Origin of the sequence: Stackebrandtia soli, from assembly GCF_965137155.1 — a bacterium.
GTDB lineage: Bacteria > Actinomycetota > Actinomycetes > Mycobacteriales > Micromonosporaceae > Stackebrandtia > Stackebrandtia soli.
In genome coordinates this window covers 13,402-30,102 of the sequence record NZ_CBCRZX010000026.1, presented here as the reverse complement: position 1 = coordinate 30,102, position 16,701 = coordinate 13,402, and the positions used below count along the sequence as shown (strand labels likewise).

Annotated in this window: 14 protein-coding genes and 1 tRNA gene; 11 read left to right on the top strand and 4 right to left on the bottom strand. The window is 68.9% G+C overall.

From position 1 onward, the window contains the following. The first annotated feature begins 46 nt into the window (after positions 1-46). Complete coding sequence (locus tag ACM9NP_RS15540) at positions 47-454, top strand: SRPBCC domain-containing protein (protein ID WP_415647410.1); 408 nt, start codon at positions 47-49, stop codon at positions 452-454. Between the two features lie 136 nt (positions 455-590). On the opposite strand, the gene ACM9NP_RS15535 is transcribed toward ACM9NP_RS15540, so the two are convergent. After that, a complete protein-coding gene (locus ACM9NP_RS15535; protein WP_415647409.1) occupies positions 591-2,828 on the bottom strand; it encodes an FdhF/YdeP family oxidoreductase in 2,238 nt (745 codons plus the stop codon). 305 nt (positions 2,829-3,133) lie between these two features. Here ACM9NP_RS15535 and ACM9NP_RS15530 point away from each other — a divergent pair, with 305 nt between their 5' ends. Further along, entirely contained in the window at positions 3,134-4,147 is a 1,014-nt protein-coding gene (locus ACM9NP_RS15530) for a T3SS (YopN, CesT) and YbjN peptide-binding chaperone 1 (RefSeq protein WP_415647408.1), read from the top strand. A gap of 188 nt (positions 4,148-4,335) precedes the next feature. Here the strand turns inward: ACM9NP_RS15530 and rlmB are convergent, their stop codons facing one another. Both rlmB and cysS read right to left on the bottom strand, forming a co-directional pair. Further along, positions 4,336-5,346 carry a 23S rRNA (guanosine(2251)-2'-O)-methyltransferase RlmB gene (gene rlmB, locus ACM9NP_RS15525; protein ID WP_415647407.1) on the bottom strand — a complete coding sequence of 337 codons (1,011 nt, stop codon included), beginning with the start codon at positions 5,344-5,346 and terminating at the stop codon, positions 4,336-4,338. Next, positions 5,336-6,766, bottom strand: coding sequence for a cysteine--tRNA ligase (gene cysS, locus ACM9NP_RS15520; RefSeq protein WP_415647406.1), 1,431 nt, complete (start codon positions 6,764-6,766; stop codon positions 5,336-5,338). The genes rlmB and cysS overlap by 11 nt, the downstream gene beginning before the upstream one ends. A 107-nt stretch (positions 6,767-6,873) precedes the next feature. Between cysS and moaA the strand changes: the two genes are divergently transcribed. From moaA to ACM9NP_RS15495, 5 genes are all read left to right on the top strand, one after another. After that, positions 6,874-7,884, top strand: coding sequence for a GTP 3',8-cyclase MoaA (moaA, locus tag ACM9NP_RS15515; RefSeq protein ID WP_415647405.1), 1,011 nt, complete (start codon positions 6,874-6,876; stop codon positions 7,882-7,884). A 36-nt stretch (positions 7,885-7,920) separates the two neighbouring features. Beyond that, positions 7,921-8,160, top strand: coding sequence for a MoaD/ThiS family protein (locus ACM9NP_RS15510; protein WP_415647404.1), 240 nt, complete (start codon positions 7,921-7,923; stop codon positions 8,158-8,160). Between the two features lie 47 nt (positions 8,161-8,207). Beyond that, positions 8,208-9,368, top strand: a complete 1,161-nt coding sequence (locus ACM9NP_RS15505) for a UvrD-helicase domain-containing protein (RefSeq protein WP_415647403.1) — start codon at positions 8,208-8,210, stop codon at positions 9,366-9,368. A 200-nt stretch (positions 9,369-9,568) separates the two neighbouring features. Continuing rightward, on the top strand, positions 9,569-10,366 hold the full coding sequence (locus ACM9NP_RS15500) for an LppU/SCO3897 family protein (protein ID WP_415647402.1): 798 nt from the start codon (positions 9,569-9,571) through the stop codon (positions 10,364-10,366). Between the two features lie 66 nt (positions 10,367-10,432). Further along, positions 10,433-10,522, top strand: a tRNA-Ser gene (locus tag ACM9NP_RS15495). 220 nt (positions 10,523-10,742) lie between these two features. Here the strand turns inward: ACM9NP_RS15495 and ACM9NP_RS15490 are convergent. Continuing rightward, positions 10,743-11,882: an epoxide hydrolase family protein gene (locus ACM9NP_RS15490; protein ID WP_415647401.1), complete on the bottom strand. Its 1,140-nt coding sequence runs from the start codon at positions 11,880-11,882 to the stop codon at positions 10,743-10,745. 61 nt (positions 11,883-11,943) lie between these two features. On the opposite strand from ACM9NP_RS15490, the gene ACM9NP_RS15485 reads away from it, so the two are divergent. The 4 genes from ACM9NP_RS15485 (at position 11,944) to ACM9NP_RS15470 (ending at position 16,675) form a co-directional block, all read left to right on the top strand. Then, on the top strand, positions 11,944-12,897 hold the full coding sequence (locus ACM9NP_RS15485; protein WP_415647400.1) for a helix-turn-helix transcriptional regulator: 954 nt from the start codon (positions 11,944-11,946) through the stop codon (positions 12,895-12,897). A gap of 384 nt (positions 12,898-13,281) precedes the next feature. Further along, positions 13,282-14,973 (top strand): phenylacetic acid degradation protein PaaN, encoded by a 1,692-nt coding sequence (gene paaN, locus ACM9NP_RS15480; RefSeq protein ID WP_415647444.1) that lies wholly within the window; start codon positions 13,282-13,284, stop codon positions 14,971-14,973. Between the two features lie 393 nt (positions 14,974-15,366). Beyond that, positions 15,367-15,567 carry a cold-shock protein gene (locus ACM9NP_RS15475; protein WP_415647399.1) on the top strand — a complete coding sequence of 67 codons (201 nt, stop codon included), beginning with the start codon at positions 15,367-15,369 and terminating at the stop codon, positions 15,565-15,567. A 241-nt stretch (positions 15,568-15,808) separates the two neighbouring features. Further along, complete coding sequence (locus tag ACM9NP_RS15470; protein ID WP_415647398.1) at positions 15,809-16,675, top strand: hypothetical protein; 867 nt, start codon at positions 15,809-15,811, stop codon at positions 16,673-16,675. Positions 16,676-16,701: the final 26 nt, after the last annotated feature.

The following is a 16,701-nucleotide window of genomic DNA, read 5'->3' as shown; positions in this document are numbered from 1 at the left end:
CCCGTCCCGTTAGCGTCGAAGCCCACGACGCGAACGGAGTTTCGGGATGACGGGGTTGACGAGGGACGCCGGTTGGGAGATCGGGGTGTCGAAGACGCTGCCGTACCCCGTGGAACGGGTGTGGACGTTCCTGTTGAGCGACAACGGAATCGAGCTGTGGCTCGGCGCCGGGGCGAAGCTCGGGACGAAGCCCGGAAGCCGATACACCACAGAGGATGGTACGACCGGGGAGGTCCGGTCCTTCCACGACGACGACCGCGTCCGGTTGACCTGGCGCTCCGCGAACGCCACCCACGACACGATCGTGCAAGTGACCGTCACCGATCCCGGCGACGGCCGCTGCGTCCTCGGCTTCCACCAGGAACGCATGGCCGACACCGCCGAGCGCTCCCGTCAACGCCTCCACTGGCAGGCCGCGATGTCCCGCGTCGTGGAGGCCCTGGCGGATCGTTGACGGTCGTCCGGCCGTCCGGCACGGGCCTGGTCCGAGGTCACGCGGCGTCTTGAGGGCCGATCGCCGCCGCGACGTCGCGGTTCACGCCCGCCCGGCGACGTGGTCCTCTCACGCAGCGGCCCGTCGCCCGGTCGCGTCAGGACTTGTGCAGCGTCACCACGATCGCCTTCGAGGTGGGCGTGTGCGAGCGTTTGGCCGTCGATCCGAGGGGCACCAGCGGGTTCGCCTCCGGGAAGTACGTCGCGGCGCACCCGAAGGCGATCGGATACGCGACGACCCGGAAGGCCTTGACGCGACGTTCGACGCCGTCGGACCAGTGGCTCACGATGTCGACAAGGTCCCCGTCCGCCAGCTCGAGCCGCTCCAGGTCGTCGGTGTTGCAGAAGACGACCCGACGCGCGTTCGAGACCCCGCGATAACGGTCGTCCCTGCCGTAGATCGTGGTGTTGTACTGGTCGTGGCTTCGGAGGGTCTGCATCAGCAATGTCCCTGGCGGACTGTCGATCATCGACAGTGGCGAGGACGTGAAGCGGGCCTTGCCATCGGGGGTGGCGAACCTGCGCTCGTCACGCGGGGGGTGCGGCAGCGTGAAGCCGTCGCCGCGCAGTCGGCGCTCGTAGTCCTCGAAACCCGGTACGACGGCGGCGATCCGCTCCCGCACCGCGCGATAGTCGTCGGCGAACTCCCGCCACGGCAACGCGTCGCCGAGCGTCGCCTGTCCGATCCCGCAGACGATCGCGACCTCGCTGATCAGGTGCGGGGACGCCGGGCGCAGCCGCCCGCGCGACGAATGGACGCGGCTCATGGAGTCCTCGACGGACACGAACTGGTCCCCGGCGGCGCGCTCGTCGCGCTCGGTCCGCCCGATCGTCGGCAGGATCAGACTCGTGCGACCCGGCACGACGTGCGACCGGTTCAAGGTCGTCGATACATGAACGGTGAGCTCGCATGAGGACAGTCCGGCCTCGGTGACGGCGGTGTCCGGGCTGGCCGCCGCGAAGTTGCCGCCGAGCCCGACGAAGACGCTCGCGCGGCCGTCCGCCATGGCGGTGATCGCGTCGACCGCGTGGAAGCCGGGCTCGCGCGGCACCGCGATGCCGAACTCCTCCTCCAACCGGTCGATCCACGGCGGGGGCCGCTCCCAGATCCCCATCGTCCGGTCACCTTGGACGTTCGAGTGGCCGCGCACCGGGCACAACCCTGCACCGGGCTTACCGATCATGCCGCGCATGAGCTGGACGTTGACGATCTCGGCGATCGTCGCGACGGCGTCCCGGTGCTGGGTGAGACCCATCGCCCAGCACACGATCGTCGCGTCGCTGTCGGCGAACATCCGGGCCGCGTCGACGATCTCGGCACGGGTGAGGCCCGTCGCGGCGAGGACGGCGCCCCAGTCCGGTGTGGTGGCCGCGTACTCGGGATAGCCGGTGGTGTACTCGTCGATGAAACCGTCGTCGACGGCGCCCCACTCGCGCAGCAACCCGCCGATCGCCGCGAACAGCGCCTGATCGCCGCCGATGCGGACCTTCAGGAACAGGTCCGTCAGATCGGTCCCCCCACCGACGAGACCCCGGACGGTCTGCGGGTTCTTGAACGCGAGCAGACCGGCCTCCGGCAAGGGGTTGACGGCCATGATCTTCGCGCCGTTCCGTTTCGCCGTCTCCAACGCGGTCAGCATGCGCGGGTGATTCGTGCCGGGGTTCTGGCCGACGACGACGATCAGCGACGCGGTGTGGACGTCCTCCAGGGTCACGCTGCCCTTGCCGATGCCGATCGTGTCGGTCAACGCGATTCCCGACGACTCGTGGCACAGGTTCGAGCAGTCGGGAAGATTGTTCGTGCCGAGCGCGCGAGCCAACAGCTGGTACAGGAACGCGGCCTCATTGGACGTCCGGCCGCTCGTGTAGAACAGCGCCCCGTTCGGGTCGGGCAGTTCCCGCAGGGTGTCGCCGACGAGGGCGAAGGCGTCCTGCCACGAGATCGGTCGATAGTGGTCGTCGCCGGGCCGCCGAACGACGGGATGCGTGATGCGCCCGGACTTCCCCAGGCGATGGTGATCCCACGTCGCCAACTCGGCGACCGGATGCGCCGCGAAGAAGGCCGGGTCGACGCGACGTTTCGTCGCCTCCTCGGCGACCGCCTTGGCGCCGTTCTCGCAGAACTCCGCGACTGACCGATGCGACGGTTCGGGCCAGGCGCAACCGGGACAGTCGAAACCGTCGGGTTGGTTGATGCGCAACAGGGCCCGCGTCCCCCGAGCGACACCGGGCGCGCCGAGGGCGTGCCTCATCCCGACGACGACACCGGTGAACCCGGCGGCCGTCCGGGCGGGCGCCCCGAACGCGGCGTCACTCTCCGGCTCCTGCTGTGACATGCGGCACGCTCCTTCGCGTCAGGTGGGCTCGACTCCGACGTACTCGTGCGGCGGTGCCGCGCTCCGACGTCGCCCCGTCGCCCGGTGCCGACGCGAAGACGGACTCAGCCGGGGCGATCGACACCGCCCGACAGCGACCCCACGCCAGCTCAGCGCGATGAGGGGAACCGCACCACGTCGACCTCACCGAATGACAGGACGCCTCTACTGTCCCACTGTTCCGGCGATCCGGCACGCGCCCGCCCCGCGGGAGGCGATCGGCGGCGCTGGCGATCACGCCGGCGAGATGGGTAGTGTCTGCCAGTGTGGAGGACAACGCACCTGATTTGACCGCGAAGGTGGCGGCGGCCTGGCGAGAGTTCACAACGGCGCTCGCGGCCGTCCTGCCGCGGCTGCCCGAGGGCTCGGATCTCGCTCTCATCCTGGACCCGACCTCGTCGGGAACCGGCAACGCCATCTACGACGTGTCGTTCTCCGTCGACGCCGACCGGCTCGTCCGAGCCGACGCCACGAGCAACGCGACGCTTCCGGAGAACGCGCAGCTGAACCGGGTGGCCGTCGGGCAGCTCGTCGCCCTCGGCTGGCAGCCCCCGGGAGTGCTGGACGGCAGCGGCGAACGCTTCGGCCTGCACGTTCCCGCCGACGACGCCGGGCAGCTCGCCACGGTCGTCGCCCGCACCATGCGCGACGTGTATGGGGCGCCGCACCCGGCGTTCCTGACCTACGACTTCCAGGGGCCTGACGACGACGCCGACGTCGACCTGTCGCTCACCCCCGCCCGTCCGCTGCCGAGCGCGCGCGTGACGATCGAGCAGGAGCCGCTGGCCGTCGTGGCCGCGCCCGCCCAGTCGGGCCCGCTCGCGGACATGGTGGCGACGGTGGTGGCGGCGCTGCTGCACACCACGCCCTCGCACCTGTCGATCGACGACGCGGGGGAGATCAGCGTCCGTTCGGGCTCCGCGATGGTGTTCATCAAGCCGTCGGAGGCGCCGCCCGTCGTCGACGTCTACTCTCCACTGTTGACGGACGTGGCGGGTAACGAGCGACTCTGGCGGGAGCTGTCGGAGTTGACGCGACGCCTGCCGATCGGGCGCCTGTACTTCAGCGACTCCACGATCTGGGCGTCCGTACCGGTCTACGGGCGGGACTTCCAGCCCCGGCACCTGATGCTGGCCGTCGAATCGATGACCCGACTCGCCGACGACCTCGACGACCGTCTACAGGAGAAGTTCGGCGGGCGCCGGTTCTTCGACCCGAAGCCGCTCCCGAGCGGCGCGACCGACGAGGACGACACCCCGCCGATGGGCCTCTACCTCTAGTTCCCCCTTACCGCTTGGTTGGGCAAATTGCTCGCTTGGTTGGGCAAATTTCCAAATCAGGCGTGTTTTCGCAATTTGCCCAACCAAGCGGAACCTTTGGCCAACCAAGCCACAGTAGACGAAAAACCGCCGTGAGTGGGGACCGGTGGTCCCCGCCACGGCGGTTCTACATTCGTGCGGCGATCGACCTAGCGGCGACGGCGCGCGATCTCGGCGAGTGTCACCGAAGCCGCCACGGAGGCGTTCAATGATTCCACATCGGACGTTATCGGAATGCGCACACGCAGGTCGCAGGTCTCGCCGACGAGGCGGGACAGTCCGCGCCCCTCGGAGCCGACGACCACCATGATCGGTTCGGTCGCGGCCGGAAGTTCGAACAGGTCGACCTCGCCGTCGGCGTCGAGCCCGACGACCAGCAGGCCGGCCTGCTGCGCCTGCTGAATCGCCCGCGTCAGGTTCGGTGCCCGCGCGATCGAGACCCGCGCGGCCGCGCCCGCCGACGTCCGCCACGCCGTGGCGGTCATCCCGGCGGCGCGCCGCTGCGGAAGCACGACACCGTGTCCGCCGAACGCGCCCACCGAGCGCACGATCGCACCGAGGTTCCGCGGGTCGGTCACGCCGTCGAGCGCCACCAACAGCGGCGGGTGCGGGTGTTCCGCGGACGCCGCGAGCAGATCCTCGAAGGTCTCGTAGTGGAACGGCGGGACCTGGATGCCGATGCCCTGATGGACGGCGTTGCGCGACAGGCGATCCAACTCGAAGCGGGTCACCTCGAGGATCGGCATGCCACGGTTGCCCGCGAGACGCACCGACTCCCGGATTCGCTCGTCGACCTCGATACCTTGCGCGACATACAGAGCCGTGCCCGGAACGTTCGCCCGCATCGCCTCGGCGACCGGGTTGCGACCGACGATCACCTCGACGGTGTCACCGGTGTCGCGGCGCTTCGGAGGAGGCTTCGAGCGCCCGATCCGCGAGACGCGCCCTTCGGCGGCCGCGGCCTTGCGCTCCTTCTCCTGCTTCCACTTGGTCTTCTTCGGGACGTTGTCGCCGCTGTAAGCCTTGTGCCACGGTCGATCCGTCGCCCCAAGTGTCTTGCCGCGTCCCTCCAGGGCCTTCTTGCCCTGACCACCACTGCCCTTGGCTGAGCCCTTTTTGGACGTCACCCGTTTCGCTCTACGCTCAGAATTACCGGCCACCGCCGTTACCCCGTTCCTTGTCCACACTCCACCGGGCACCGGCCGCGGTGTCCTCGATACTCAATCCCGCCCGCGCCAACTGATCGCGAATCGCGTCGGCGGTCGCCCAGTCCTTGCGGGCGCGCGCCTGCTGGCGCTGTTCCAACACCATCGACACGAGCGAATCCACGACCGGAGTCAGCTCCGCCCCACCCTCGTCGTTCCACTGAGGAGACAACGGGTCCAGGTTCAGGATGCCGAGCATCGCACGCACGGACGCGGCGGCGCGCACCGCGTCGTCCTCCCGCCCCGCGTCGACGGCCGAGTTGCCCTCTCGCGCGGTCTCGTGGATCACGGCGAGCGCGGCGGGCGTCCCCAGGTCGTCGTCCAACGCGGCGACGAAGCCCGGCATCAGCTGACCATCCACCGTGGACTTCGCCCCGGCGAGGTCGGCGACCCGACGCACGAAGGTGTCGAGTCGCCCGTAGGCGGCGGCGGCCTCACCGAGAGCCGTGTCCGAGAAGTCGAACGCCGACCGATAGTGCGGCGCCACCAGGTAGTAGCGGATCTCGACGGGTCGGAACCCGCGCTCGCCGAGCGCCTCGACGCTCATCGTGTTGCCGAGTGACTTGCTCATCTTCGTTCCACCGAAGTTGAGCATGTTGTTGTGCACCCAGAAGTTCGTGAAGTCGAGACCGGCACCCTTGGACTGCGCGATCTCGTTCTCATGGTGCGGGAACATGATGTCCGTCCCTCCACCATGGATGTCAAAGCCGTCGCCGAGGTAGCGGCGGGCCATCGCCGAGCACTCCAGGTGCCAGCCGGGGCGTCCGCGCCCGTACGGCGTCGGCCAGGTCGCGTCGGCGGGTTCGCCCGGCTTCGTGGCCTTCCACAGCGTGAAGTCCCGTGGGTCGCGCTTCGCGCTCTCGTCGCCGTCGACCACGCTCAGCATGTCCTCGGGCTTGCGGTGCGACAGGGCGCCGTACTCGGCGAACGACGCCACCGAGAAGTAGACGTCGCCGTTGCCCGGCGCGTAGGCGTGACCGCGTTCCACGAGGGTGTCGATCAGTTCGATCATGTCCGGGATGTGCCCGGTGGCGCGGGGCTCGTACGTCGGCGGCCGGACCCCGAGCGCCGCGTAGGCGGCGGCGAGTCGGCGCTCGTTCTCGAACGAGATCGCCCACCACGGGCGGCCCTGGTCCTCGGCCTTGGCGAGGACCTTGTCGTCGATGTCGGTGACATTACGGACGTACGTGACGTCGAGGCCGCCGTGTCGCAGCCACGCGTTCAGGACGTCGTAGTTGACACCGGATCGAAGGTGGCCGATATGTGGCGGCCCCTGGAGCGTGAGACCACAAAGGTATACGCCGACTTTGCCGGGTACGCGCGGCACGAAGTCGCGCACCTTCCGGGTGCCAGTGTCATACAGTCGCAAGCTCACCGGTCGATGGTACGCCAGGCACCTATGCCGTCCGGCACTCGCTGCTCCCGCCGCGCCCACGTCAGCCATCGCGAATTTGGTCGGTGCCAGCGGCTACCGTCGCAGGTATGACCGCTACCCCACCCGCCGACGCGCTCCGCGATCGATACGGACGCACGGCCGTCGATCTGCGGGTGTCACTGACGGACCGGTGCAACCTGCGATGCACCTACTGCATGCCCGCCGAAGGACTGCCGTGGCTGCCGAAACCGGAGCTGCTCACCGACGACGAGGTCGTGCGGCTGGTCGGGATCGCGGTGCGGCTGCTGGGCGTCCGGCAGGTCCGGTTCACGGGAGGCGAACCGCTGTTGAGACGAGGCATCGTCGACATCGTCAGCCGCACCGCCGAGCTGGAGCCGCGACCACGGATCAGTTTGACCAGCAACGGAATCGGCCTCGAGCGCAGCGCCGCGGCGCTCGCCGCCGCCGGGCTGGACCGCGTCAACGTCTCATTGGACACACTGGACCGCGAACGGTTCCGCCGACTCGCGCATCGCGATCGCCTCGACGACACCGTCGCCGGCCTGGCCGCCGCCGCCACGGCCGGTCTGACCCCGGTCAAGGTCAACGCGGTGCTCATGCGCGGCGTCAACGAGGACGAGGCGGTGCCGCTGCTGAGGTTCGCGCTGGAGCACGGCTACCAGCTGCGGTTCATCGAGCAGATGCCGCTCGATCCGCAGCACGGCTGGAGCCGGGACGACATGGTGACGGCCGACGAGATCCTCGCCCTCCTGGCGACGGAGTTCGCGCTGTCGCCCGACCCGGCGCCGCGCGGGGCGGCACCGGCGCAGACCTGGCTCGTTGACGGCGGACCCGCGAAGGTCGGCGTCATCGGGTCCGTGACGCGCCCGTTCTGCGGTGATTGCGACCGGACCCGGCTGACCGCCGACGGTCAGGTCCGGGCGTGCCTGTTCGCGACGACCGAGACGGACCTGCGCGCGCTGTTGCGGGCGGGTGAGCCGGATGAGACGATCGCGGACGCGTGGCGCGCGACGATGTGGGCCAAACGCCCCGGTCACGGGATCGACGACGAGACCTTCCTCCAACCACCGCGACCGATGTCGGCCATCGGCGGTTGAGATCCGCACCGAACGCCATTGAGATGAGGACGCACCGTGGCAACCGTTCGATACTTCGCCGCCGCGCGCGCCGCGACCGGCCTGGACAGTGAATCCGTCGACGCCGCGACCGTCGACGAACTCCGCGACGAGCTCAGTCGACGTCACGGCGAACCGTTGGCGCGCATCCTGCCGTCGTGCGGGCTGCTGCTCTCCGGTGTGACGGTCCACGACCGTCACTCTCCGGTCGGCCCCGACGACACGGTCGACGTTCTGCCACCGTTCGCCGGGGGTTGACGACACCCGCACCGTCACCACCGCGTCGGCTTTGAAAGGATTCGAGTGTGGGTTCGACACATGAGCCAAGCGCGCTGTTCGACCTGCCCGCGGGCGCTCGGGTGCCGCGTCGCGGCCGGGGCGCGAAACCGCGCGCCCTGAAAGCGGTCACGTACGTCCCGATGCCCGACCCGATCGTCCCCCAGCGGCCCAATCCGCGAGCGCCGGACGGCCCCTGCCTGGCAGGGATGGAAGAGGTCGGCACCGGCATCCTAGACAATGTGGACGCGATGCAGCGTGTCGCCGCGTCGGCTCCGCCCGGTCCCCTGCTCATCAACGCGGGCCCCGGCACCGGCAAGACGCACGTCCTGGTCCGGCGGATCGCGTACCTGGTGACGGAGCTCAACGTCCCGGCGTCGCAGTGTCTCGTCCTCGCGGCGACCCCGCACGCCGTCGCGCTCATCGAGACGCGGCTGCGCGAACTCGTCGGCGACGCGTGCGACGACATGACCTTCGCGGCCTTCGGTGAGCTCTCGGCCCCGCCGCCGCTCGGCCACCTGTTCGTGGACGACCTGCACCTGATGGACCCGAAGCTGTACCAGGCGTTGCGCGCCGATCGGGGCGACGCTCCCGCGTTCACCGCGACGGGAGACCCGGACTCGTCGGTGCTGACGGAGCCGGTCCTGTTCGAATGGTTCCCGGAGGACTTTCCGGACGCCCGGGTCGTCCGGCTCACGCGCAACCATCGCTCGACGGCTCCGATCATCGCCGCCGTCATGCAGCTCATCACTCCGACGACGCGCGCGCCCGGCCGACAGATGATGCCGACCCGGCCGACCGCCGGAACGGCGCCGATCGGCCGCTACTACGCCACCTCGATCCACGACGAGCAGACTCTGGCGGACCGGCTCCGGGATCGCCTGGCCCCGCTCGGCGTCGACGCGTCGGAGGTCGCGGTGATAGGCCCGGGTTGGGGAGACGCCGACGAGCTCGCCGGGCGGCAATATCGCGTCGTGTACTGCGCATCCGTGACGCGAGAACACTATCCGGACACCGCGAACGCGCGTCGATCCCTGTTCGTGGCGATGAGCCGAGCCGCTGACCTGCTGTACGTCAGCCATTCGGGCACAGGTTCTCCACTACTGGACGCGATCGATTCGGGCCTGTTCACGCCGTTTGGGCGAGTTGTCTCCCGTGGTCCGCGCGCGGAACAGCCCCGGCTGTTGTGAAATCGATTGCTTTGCGGGTGACGCCGCTTCATGTCGATGTCAGTATTTCGTCGTATCTTTGACAGCCAGCGTTCTAATGAAGGCGAGCGTCCCGCACGGCCCTGGGTTCATTCGAGACGTTCGGTCCCGTGAACCGACTGCGGAGTTTGGCCAGTCCTTGGCGTACGCCGCGAGCACCCCCACGAAGAGGAGACCACCGTATGTCTATGTACGGTCCGCAGGATCCGTACGGACAGCCGAATGATCCGTACGGTCGGCCGCAGCAGCCGCAAGACCCCTACAACCAGCCGCCGCAGGATCCCTACGCTCCGCCGTATCAGCCCACCCAGCACGATCCGTATGCCCAACCCCAAGGTGGTGGCTACCCGCAGGGCGGCGGGTACAGCCCGTCCCACCCGGGCGACGGCTACGGATACGACCCGCAGAGCCAGCAGCCCGTCACCGGGATGCCGTACAGCCCCGCCGCCGGTGGCATGCCTCCACCGCAGCCCCAGCCGGGGATGACGGGGTTCCTACCGCCTGAGCCGCCGAAGAACAACAACACGGTCGCGTGGGTCGCGGGTGGCGCGGGCGCCGTCGTGCTCATCCTCATCGTCGTCGTGATCCTGGTTCTCACGAACCGTGGGGAGGCCAAGGATCCGGAAGCGGACTCGACGACCTCGACGGAGACGACCGATACTCCCACGGACGCCCCGTCCTCGGACGCCCCGAGCTCGGCCACTCCGACGCCGACCGACAGCACCGACCCGCGCTACGCGCTCGTCGGGGATTGCCTGTACGCGTGGGAATCCGACCCGGACACGAAGGCGTGGGACGCGGAGATCGCCGATTGCTCCGACTCCTCGGCGAACTACAAGGTCTACTCGATCGAGTACGGGACGATCAGCGAGACCGACTGCCCGTCGACTCCCGATGGCCGTGCCGTCGACTTCTGGTACTGGGTGGACTACCCGGATTCGACCTCGTCCGACTACATCCTGTGCAGCCACAAGCTCTGACCTGGGCTGAGCGTGCGGTGCCACCCCACCGCACGCCTCCGTGGGAGCTTCGGTAACCTTTTCGGCGGTGGCGTGTCCGAGCGGCCGAAGGAGCACGCCTCGAAAGCGTGTGACGGGGCAACCCGTCCGTGGGTTCAAATCCCACCGCCACCGCCAAAGCAACACGAACGCCGGGTGATCATCGCGATCATCCGGCGTTCGTCGTTTCACCACCATCACGGCGACCACCACAACCGGCGACACCCAACCGAACCCCGAACAACGACCCCGCTTGTTCAGGGTTAAGCCGAAACCCTGAACAACGCGACAGGCTGTTCAGGGTTCGACGGGTAGGCCGGACAGGACGGCAGTCGCCTCTCGTCGCAGTCGCGGCGGACTAACCCAGGTCGCGGAAGAACTCCCGGATGTCGCCGACGAGCAGGTCCGGCGCCTGCAAGGACGCGAAGTGGCCGCCGCGGTCGAACTCCGTCCACCGGACGATGGTGTTCGACAACTCGGCCACTCCGCGCACCGCCCGGTCGCCCGGGAAGTTCGCGACCGCAGTCGGCACCGGTGACGGAGCGGGTCGCTCGCCCCAGCCGCCCTCACCGGCCTCCAGGTACAGGCGCGCCGCCGATCCCGCCGTCCGTGTCAGCCACAGGGTCGTGACGTCCGTCAGGATCGCGTCGCGGGAGACCCGCGTCTGCTCGGTGTTCGCCGGGTCCCAGTCGACGAACCACTCCAGGTTCCACGCCAGCTGACCGACGGGGGAATCGTTGAGCGCGTAAGCGATGGTCTGCGGCCGGGTCGACATCTGAGTCGCGTAGCCCGAGTGGCCGTACCACCAGTGCTCGTTCTGTTCGACGAGGGCGCGATCCTCCGCGCCCAAACGCTCCATATCAGAGGGATCGGTCGAGACCGCCGCGTTCGCGAGCGCGTTGACGTGAACGCCGATGACGTGCTCCGTCGCGATCCGGCCCAGCTCCGGCGAGACCATGCTGCCGAAGTCACCGCCCTGCGCGCCGTACCGCTCGTAGCCGAGGTCGGCCATGAGCCGCGCGAACGCCGAGGCGATCCGGGTCAGTCCCCAGCCACGTTCCAGGGTCGGGCCGGAGAAGGCGAAGCCCGGCACCGACGGCGCGACGACGTGGAATGCGTCGGCCGGGTCGCCCCCATGCGATCGCGGATCCGTGAGCGGCCCGAGGACGTCGAGGAAGTCGCAGACGGTGCTGGGCCAGCCGTGCGTCAACAGGAGCGGCGTCGCGTCCGGTTCCGGCGAACGGACGTGCAGGTAGTGGATCGGCTGACCGTCGATCGTCGTCATGAACTGCGCGACGGCGTTGAGCCGGGCCTCATGCCGGCGCCAGTCGTAGCCGTGCCTCCAGTACTCGACGAGCTCGCGCAGCCATTCGCGGTTGACGCCGTAGTCCCAGCCGGCGCCCGGCAACTCGTCGGGCCAGCGCGTCGCGTCGAGACGGGCGCGCAACTCGTCGAGGTCGGCCTGCGGGATGTCGATACGGAACGGTGTTCGTGTCATGGACGCAGCATGCGGCCGATAGCGGACAGGATCGTTCCTATTTCGCTGGCATTCTGGAGAAATGTTGCCCACTCACGCGCGTCTCCTCCGGCTGCTGTCCCTGTTGCAGACCCCTCGGGAGTGGGCGGGTCCCGAACTGGCGGCCCGGCTCGACGTCACGCCGCGCACGATCCGGCGCGACGTCGACCGGCTCAGGGAGCTCGGCTACCCCGTCGACGCGACCCAAGGTGTCCATGGTGGATACCGCCTTCGGGCGGGCACGAAGGTGCCCCCGCTGCTGCTCGACGACGACGAGGCCGTCGCGATCGCCGTCGGCCTGCGCCTCGCCGCCCGATCACGCATCACCGGCATCGACGACGCCGCCGAGCTGGCCCGCGCCAAGCTCGACGGGGTACTGCCGTCCCGGCTTCGGCAGCGTGTGGCCGCGCTGCACACCGCCGTCACCGCGATGCCCGAACCCACCACGGACAACACGATGGACCCGTCGGTTCTCGACGCGGTCTCGACGTCGATCCGGGTCCGCGAGACCCTGCGATTCGACTACGTCGACCATCACGGCACCCCGTCTCGGCGATCGGTCGAACCGCACCAGGCCGTCCTGTGGGACCGACGCTGGTATCTCGTCGGCTTCGACGTCGATCGCGACGACTGGCGAACGTTCCGACTCGATCGCGTGCGCCCGCTCGTCCCCGGCGGCCCGCGATTCACGCCCCGCGAAGCCCCCGGCGGTGATCTGGTGGCCTACCTGCGAAACGCGCTCGGCTTCGACATGTGGCCGTATCGATGCCGGGTGCGAGTCGCGGCACCGGCCGCCGACGTGGCGGCCCTTGTCAGCGGGATCGTCACCCCGATCGACGCGACCACGTGCGAACTGGAGCTCGCGACGGACTCCTATGACCTGGCCGCCATGACGCTCGCGTGGCTCGGCGCCGACTTCACGGTCGAGGCACCCCCCGGACTCCGTCGAGCCGTCGACGCGCTCGCGAACCGGCTCCGTCGGGCCGCCGAGGGCTGACGGCGAAAAACCGGCGTCGGATGTCGACTCGGCGACGAAGTCGTCTCGATCGTTAATCGGTTGCCGCCGTCCCACGGCGCTGCCATGCTGAGTCGGTGTTGGCGTGACGGCATGCCGACGTCGACAATCAGGCCCGGTCCTTCTGGGTATCCGCCCTCTCGCCGACGCCCTGGAATCGTGATCTTCCAGCCGAAGGCGAGAGGGCATCTCCTCAGTGGATGTTCCGTCCGCGCGATCGCGTGCGGACCATTTCATCCATAATGACACCATTGTGACGTCGCGCTCTCGGGCGGATCGGACCCGTGCTTTCGGACCCCGCGCGGCCGAGAGGACTCCTCACGCTCCGCCCGCGCCCGTGTCGTCACCGCCCCGATATCCGGCATGATGAATCGCATGACGCACCCACTGTTCAGCAAGCACCGTGAGACCCTCGACGCAGCGCTGACCGCGATCGCCTCGCGCGAGTACTACTCGGCCTACCCCGAGTCCCCGAGTCCGCGCGTCTACGGCGAGACCGCCGCCGACGATGGAAAGGCCGCCTTCGAGGCGCTGCTCGGAAAGACCTTCGAGATCGACCAGCCGACGGCACCCCGCCACGTCACGACCGAGGACAGCCCGTTCGGGATCGACCTCGGGATCACCTACCCCGCTTCCGATCCGACCGAGTTGATCAACGCCGCCGAGGCCGCGTGGCCGGCGTGGCGCGCCGCCGACCCGGCCACCCGCGCGGGCGTGTGCCTGGAGATCCTGCACCGCATCCACTCCGACGTGTTCACCCTCGCCAACGCCGTGCACGCGACCACCGGTCAGGCGTTCGTCATGGCGTTCCAGGCGGGCGGCCCGCACGCGCTGGACCGCGGCCTGGAGGCCGTCGCGTACGGCTACGCCGAGCAGACCCGCGTGCCCGCCACCGCGTACTGGGAGAAGCCGGGCGGAAAGGCCGGACCGCTCGCGATGGAGAAGACGTACCACGTGGTCCCACGCGGAGTCGGACTCGTCATCGGCTGCAACACCTTCCCGACCTGGAACTCGTACCCGGGCCTGTTCGCCTCGCTCGTCACCGGCAACCCCGTGATCGTCAAGCCGCACCCGCGCGCGGTGCTCCCGCTGGCGTTGACCGTGCGACACGCGCGCGCGGTCCTCGCGGACGCGGGCTTCGACCCGAACCTCGTCACGCTCGCCGCCGAGAACCCGGAGGACGGCATCGCCGAGATCGTCGCGATGCACCCGTCGATCAAGATCATCGACTTCACCGGTTCGAACTCCTTCGGCGAGTGGCTCGAGTTCAACGCCCGCCAAGCGCAGGTGTACACGGAGAAGGCCGGCGTCAACACGATCGTCATCGACTCCACCGACAATCCCAAGGGGATGTTCAACAACATCGCCTTCACCCTGTGCCTCTACAGTGGCCAGATGTGCACGACGACGCAGGCGATCTTCATCCCGCGCGACGGCATCGAGACCCCCGACGGCCGCCTGTCCGCGGACGACGTCAAGGCGGGCATCGTCAAGTCGGTCGCAAAGCTCACCAGCGATGACGCCCGCGCCGTCGAGTTGATCGGCGCGATCGTCTCGCCGGAGGTCGTCCAGCGCGTCGACGACGCGGCGTCGCTCGGCGAGGTGCTGCTGCCGTCCCGGACCGTCGAGCACCCCGCCTACCCGAAGGCGCGCGTGCGGTCCCCGCTGATCCTCGGCGTCGACGCCGGGTCCTCCGACGCGTACGCCAGCGAGTGCTTCGGCCCCGTGACCTTCCTCGTCACGACGGACGACACGGACGCGAGCCTCGCCGTGGTGCGGGACGTCGTGGGGCGCGAAGGGGCTCTCACCATGGGCGTCTACTCCACACAGGATGGCGTGCTGGACGCGGCGGTCGCCACCGCGATCGACGTCAACACCCACCTGTCGCAGAACCTGACGGCGGGCGTGTTCGTCAACCAGTCCGCGGCCTACTCCGACTTCCACGGCTCGGGCGGCAACGCGGCGGCCAACGCGGCCCTGACCGACGGCGCCTACGTGGCGAACCGCTTCCGGATCGTCCAGAGCCGTAAGCACGTCGAGCCGCGCACCGCGGAGTGACCGGACCCGGAACGTCGCGGGACCGCTGAACCCGCGACGCGCGATCGAGTGAGCGAGGGCCCGGCATCGAGATCGACCTCGATGCCGGGCCTTCGACGCGGTACCGCGAGACCGTGTGCCCCGTCGCCCCGCGACTGTGATGTGACTCATGACGCCAGGCGCACGGGCACGACACGCCGGTGCGAAGAGTCATACATCCGCTACCGGCAGAATGGGCATCCGGGGGTGCTTTCGTGTAGCCTCCTAACCTGGTCATCGTCGAACCGGTGTCGTGAGATTCCATTTCCGCCTGCCGAGCTTGACTCACCAACGTGTGACTGGCGCGCTTCGCGCGGTGATCGACCGGTTAGCGCATCCGCGCGAACTGGAGAACGCACAGTAAGAAGGAAGTACATGGCACAAGGCACCGTCAAGTGGTTCAACGCTGAGAAGGGCTTCGGCTTCATCGCCGTCGACAACGGAGCTGACGTCTTCGTCCACTTCTCGGCCATCCAGTCGGACGGCTACCGTTCGCTGGACGACGGTCAGCGCGTCGAATTCGATGTCGCGCAGGGAAACAAGGGTCCGCAGGCGGAAAACGTTCGCATCGTCTGAGACGACGCCACAAGCTTGTAAGGGTGGGTATCCTCACGGATGCCCACCCTTACCGCTGTTCACGGGCGTCCGCGACGGATCGTCCGTCGCGAGCGGGCCCGATCGAACCCGGCGGCGCGGGTCGGCTCGTCACCACACGAGCCGCGCAGGGGATCCGGCGACCACACCGCCAGTCGGCGCGTCAGGGGCCTCGCGACGGGGCATCGCCCATGCAGCTCCGACGTCAGGAAACCCGTCAGCCATGACCGCATCGCCAGGAAACCGCCGCTCCGATCCGCTGATCCCGGATGACCTCAGTGGATGGTCAGCGAACCTGACCAGCGTGATCTCCCGAAGTTGGCGAAAGATCTTGGTCGTCCTCGCCGTGACCGCGCTGATCCCCGTGATCGCGTCGGCGATCGGCGGGCTCTTCATCAACGAGGTCGCGTCCCAGATGCTGCGGGACCAGGCCGACGAGCTGCACACCCCGACGGCCGCGTTCCTGAACGACGCCCGCGCCCTGGGCGCCCGGCTCGGAATCGTCCTCGTGGTGTCGCTGCTCACGGCGTACCTCTCGTGCGTCGGCTGGGCGGCGGCCCTTCGAATCGCCCTCGTCGAGGCCGCGGACCGCCGCGTCTCCATCGGCGAATCCCTCCAATATGGATTCCGTCGCGGCCTGCGAATGTGGGGCTGGTACGTCCTCGCCGCCGTCTGCGTCATGGTGGGAATCTGCGTCTTCGTCCTGCCGGGCGTATACCTCATCGTCGTGTTCGGACTGTTCGGCCCGGTCGTCGTCTGCGAGACCGGACCGGCGCTCGCCCGATCCCTGCGGTTGGTGCACCGGTCGTTCGCCAAGATCCTCGGCCGCATGCTGCTCCTGCTGCTGTTCGTCCTGACGATCACCTGCGCCACAGCGCTTCTGGCGGGGCTGTTCACGTCTCCCCTGTCCGGAGTTCAGGCGACCGTCACCACCGCCGAGATCGCCTCCGACGCGATCGGCTCCTATCTGTCGACTTTGCTCGTCGGGCTCCTGCTCACCGGTGGTCTCCTCGTCACTTATGCGGAGGCGCGCGCCGCCGAGGAACCGGGACTGACGACGACGGCGATGCTGGACGGCGCGCCCGAGTAAGCGTCGACACAGCCGCTACCAGACAT

Excerpts from the sequence above, each read along its gene's own strand:
- moaA (WP_415647405.1), top strand. The coding sequence starts at position 6,874 with ATGACCGCTACCCCACCCGCCGACGCGCTCCGCGATCGATACGGACGC.
- ACM9NP_RS15470 (WP_415647398.1), top strand. The coding sequence starts at position 15,809 with ATGACCGCATCGCCAGGAAACCGCCGCTCCGATCCGCTGATCCCGGAT.
- ACM9NP_RS15485 (WP_415647400.1), top strand. The coding sequence starts at position 11,944 with ATGTTGCCCACTCACGCGCGTCTCCTCCGGCTGCTGTCCCTGTTGCAG.
- ACM9NP_RS15475 (WP_415647399.1), top strand. The coding sequence starts at position 15,367 with ATGGCACAAGGCACCGTCAAGTGGTTCAACGCTGAGAAGGGCTTCGGC.
- ACM9NP_RS15490 (WP_415647401.1), bottom strand. The coding sequence starts at position 11,882 with ATGACACGAACACCGTTCCGTATCGACATCCCGCAGGCCGACCTCGAC.
- ACM9NP_RS15535 (WP_415647409.1), bottom strand. The coding sequence starts at position 2,828 with ATGTCACAGCAGGAGCCGGAGAGTGACGCCGCGTTCGGGGCGCCCGCC.
- ACM9NP_RS15500 (WP_415647402.1), top strand. The coding sequence starts at position 9,569 with ATGTCTATGTACGGTCCGCAGGATCCGTACGGACAGCCGAATGATCCG.
- paaN (WP_415647444.1), top strand. The coding sequence starts at position 13,282 with ATGAATCGCATGACGCACCCACTGTTCAGCAAGCACCGTGAGACCCTC.
- ACM9NP_RS15540 (WP_415647410.1), top strand. The coding sequence starts at position 47 with ATGACGGGGTTGACGAGGGACGCCGGTTGGGAGATCGGGGTGTCGAAG.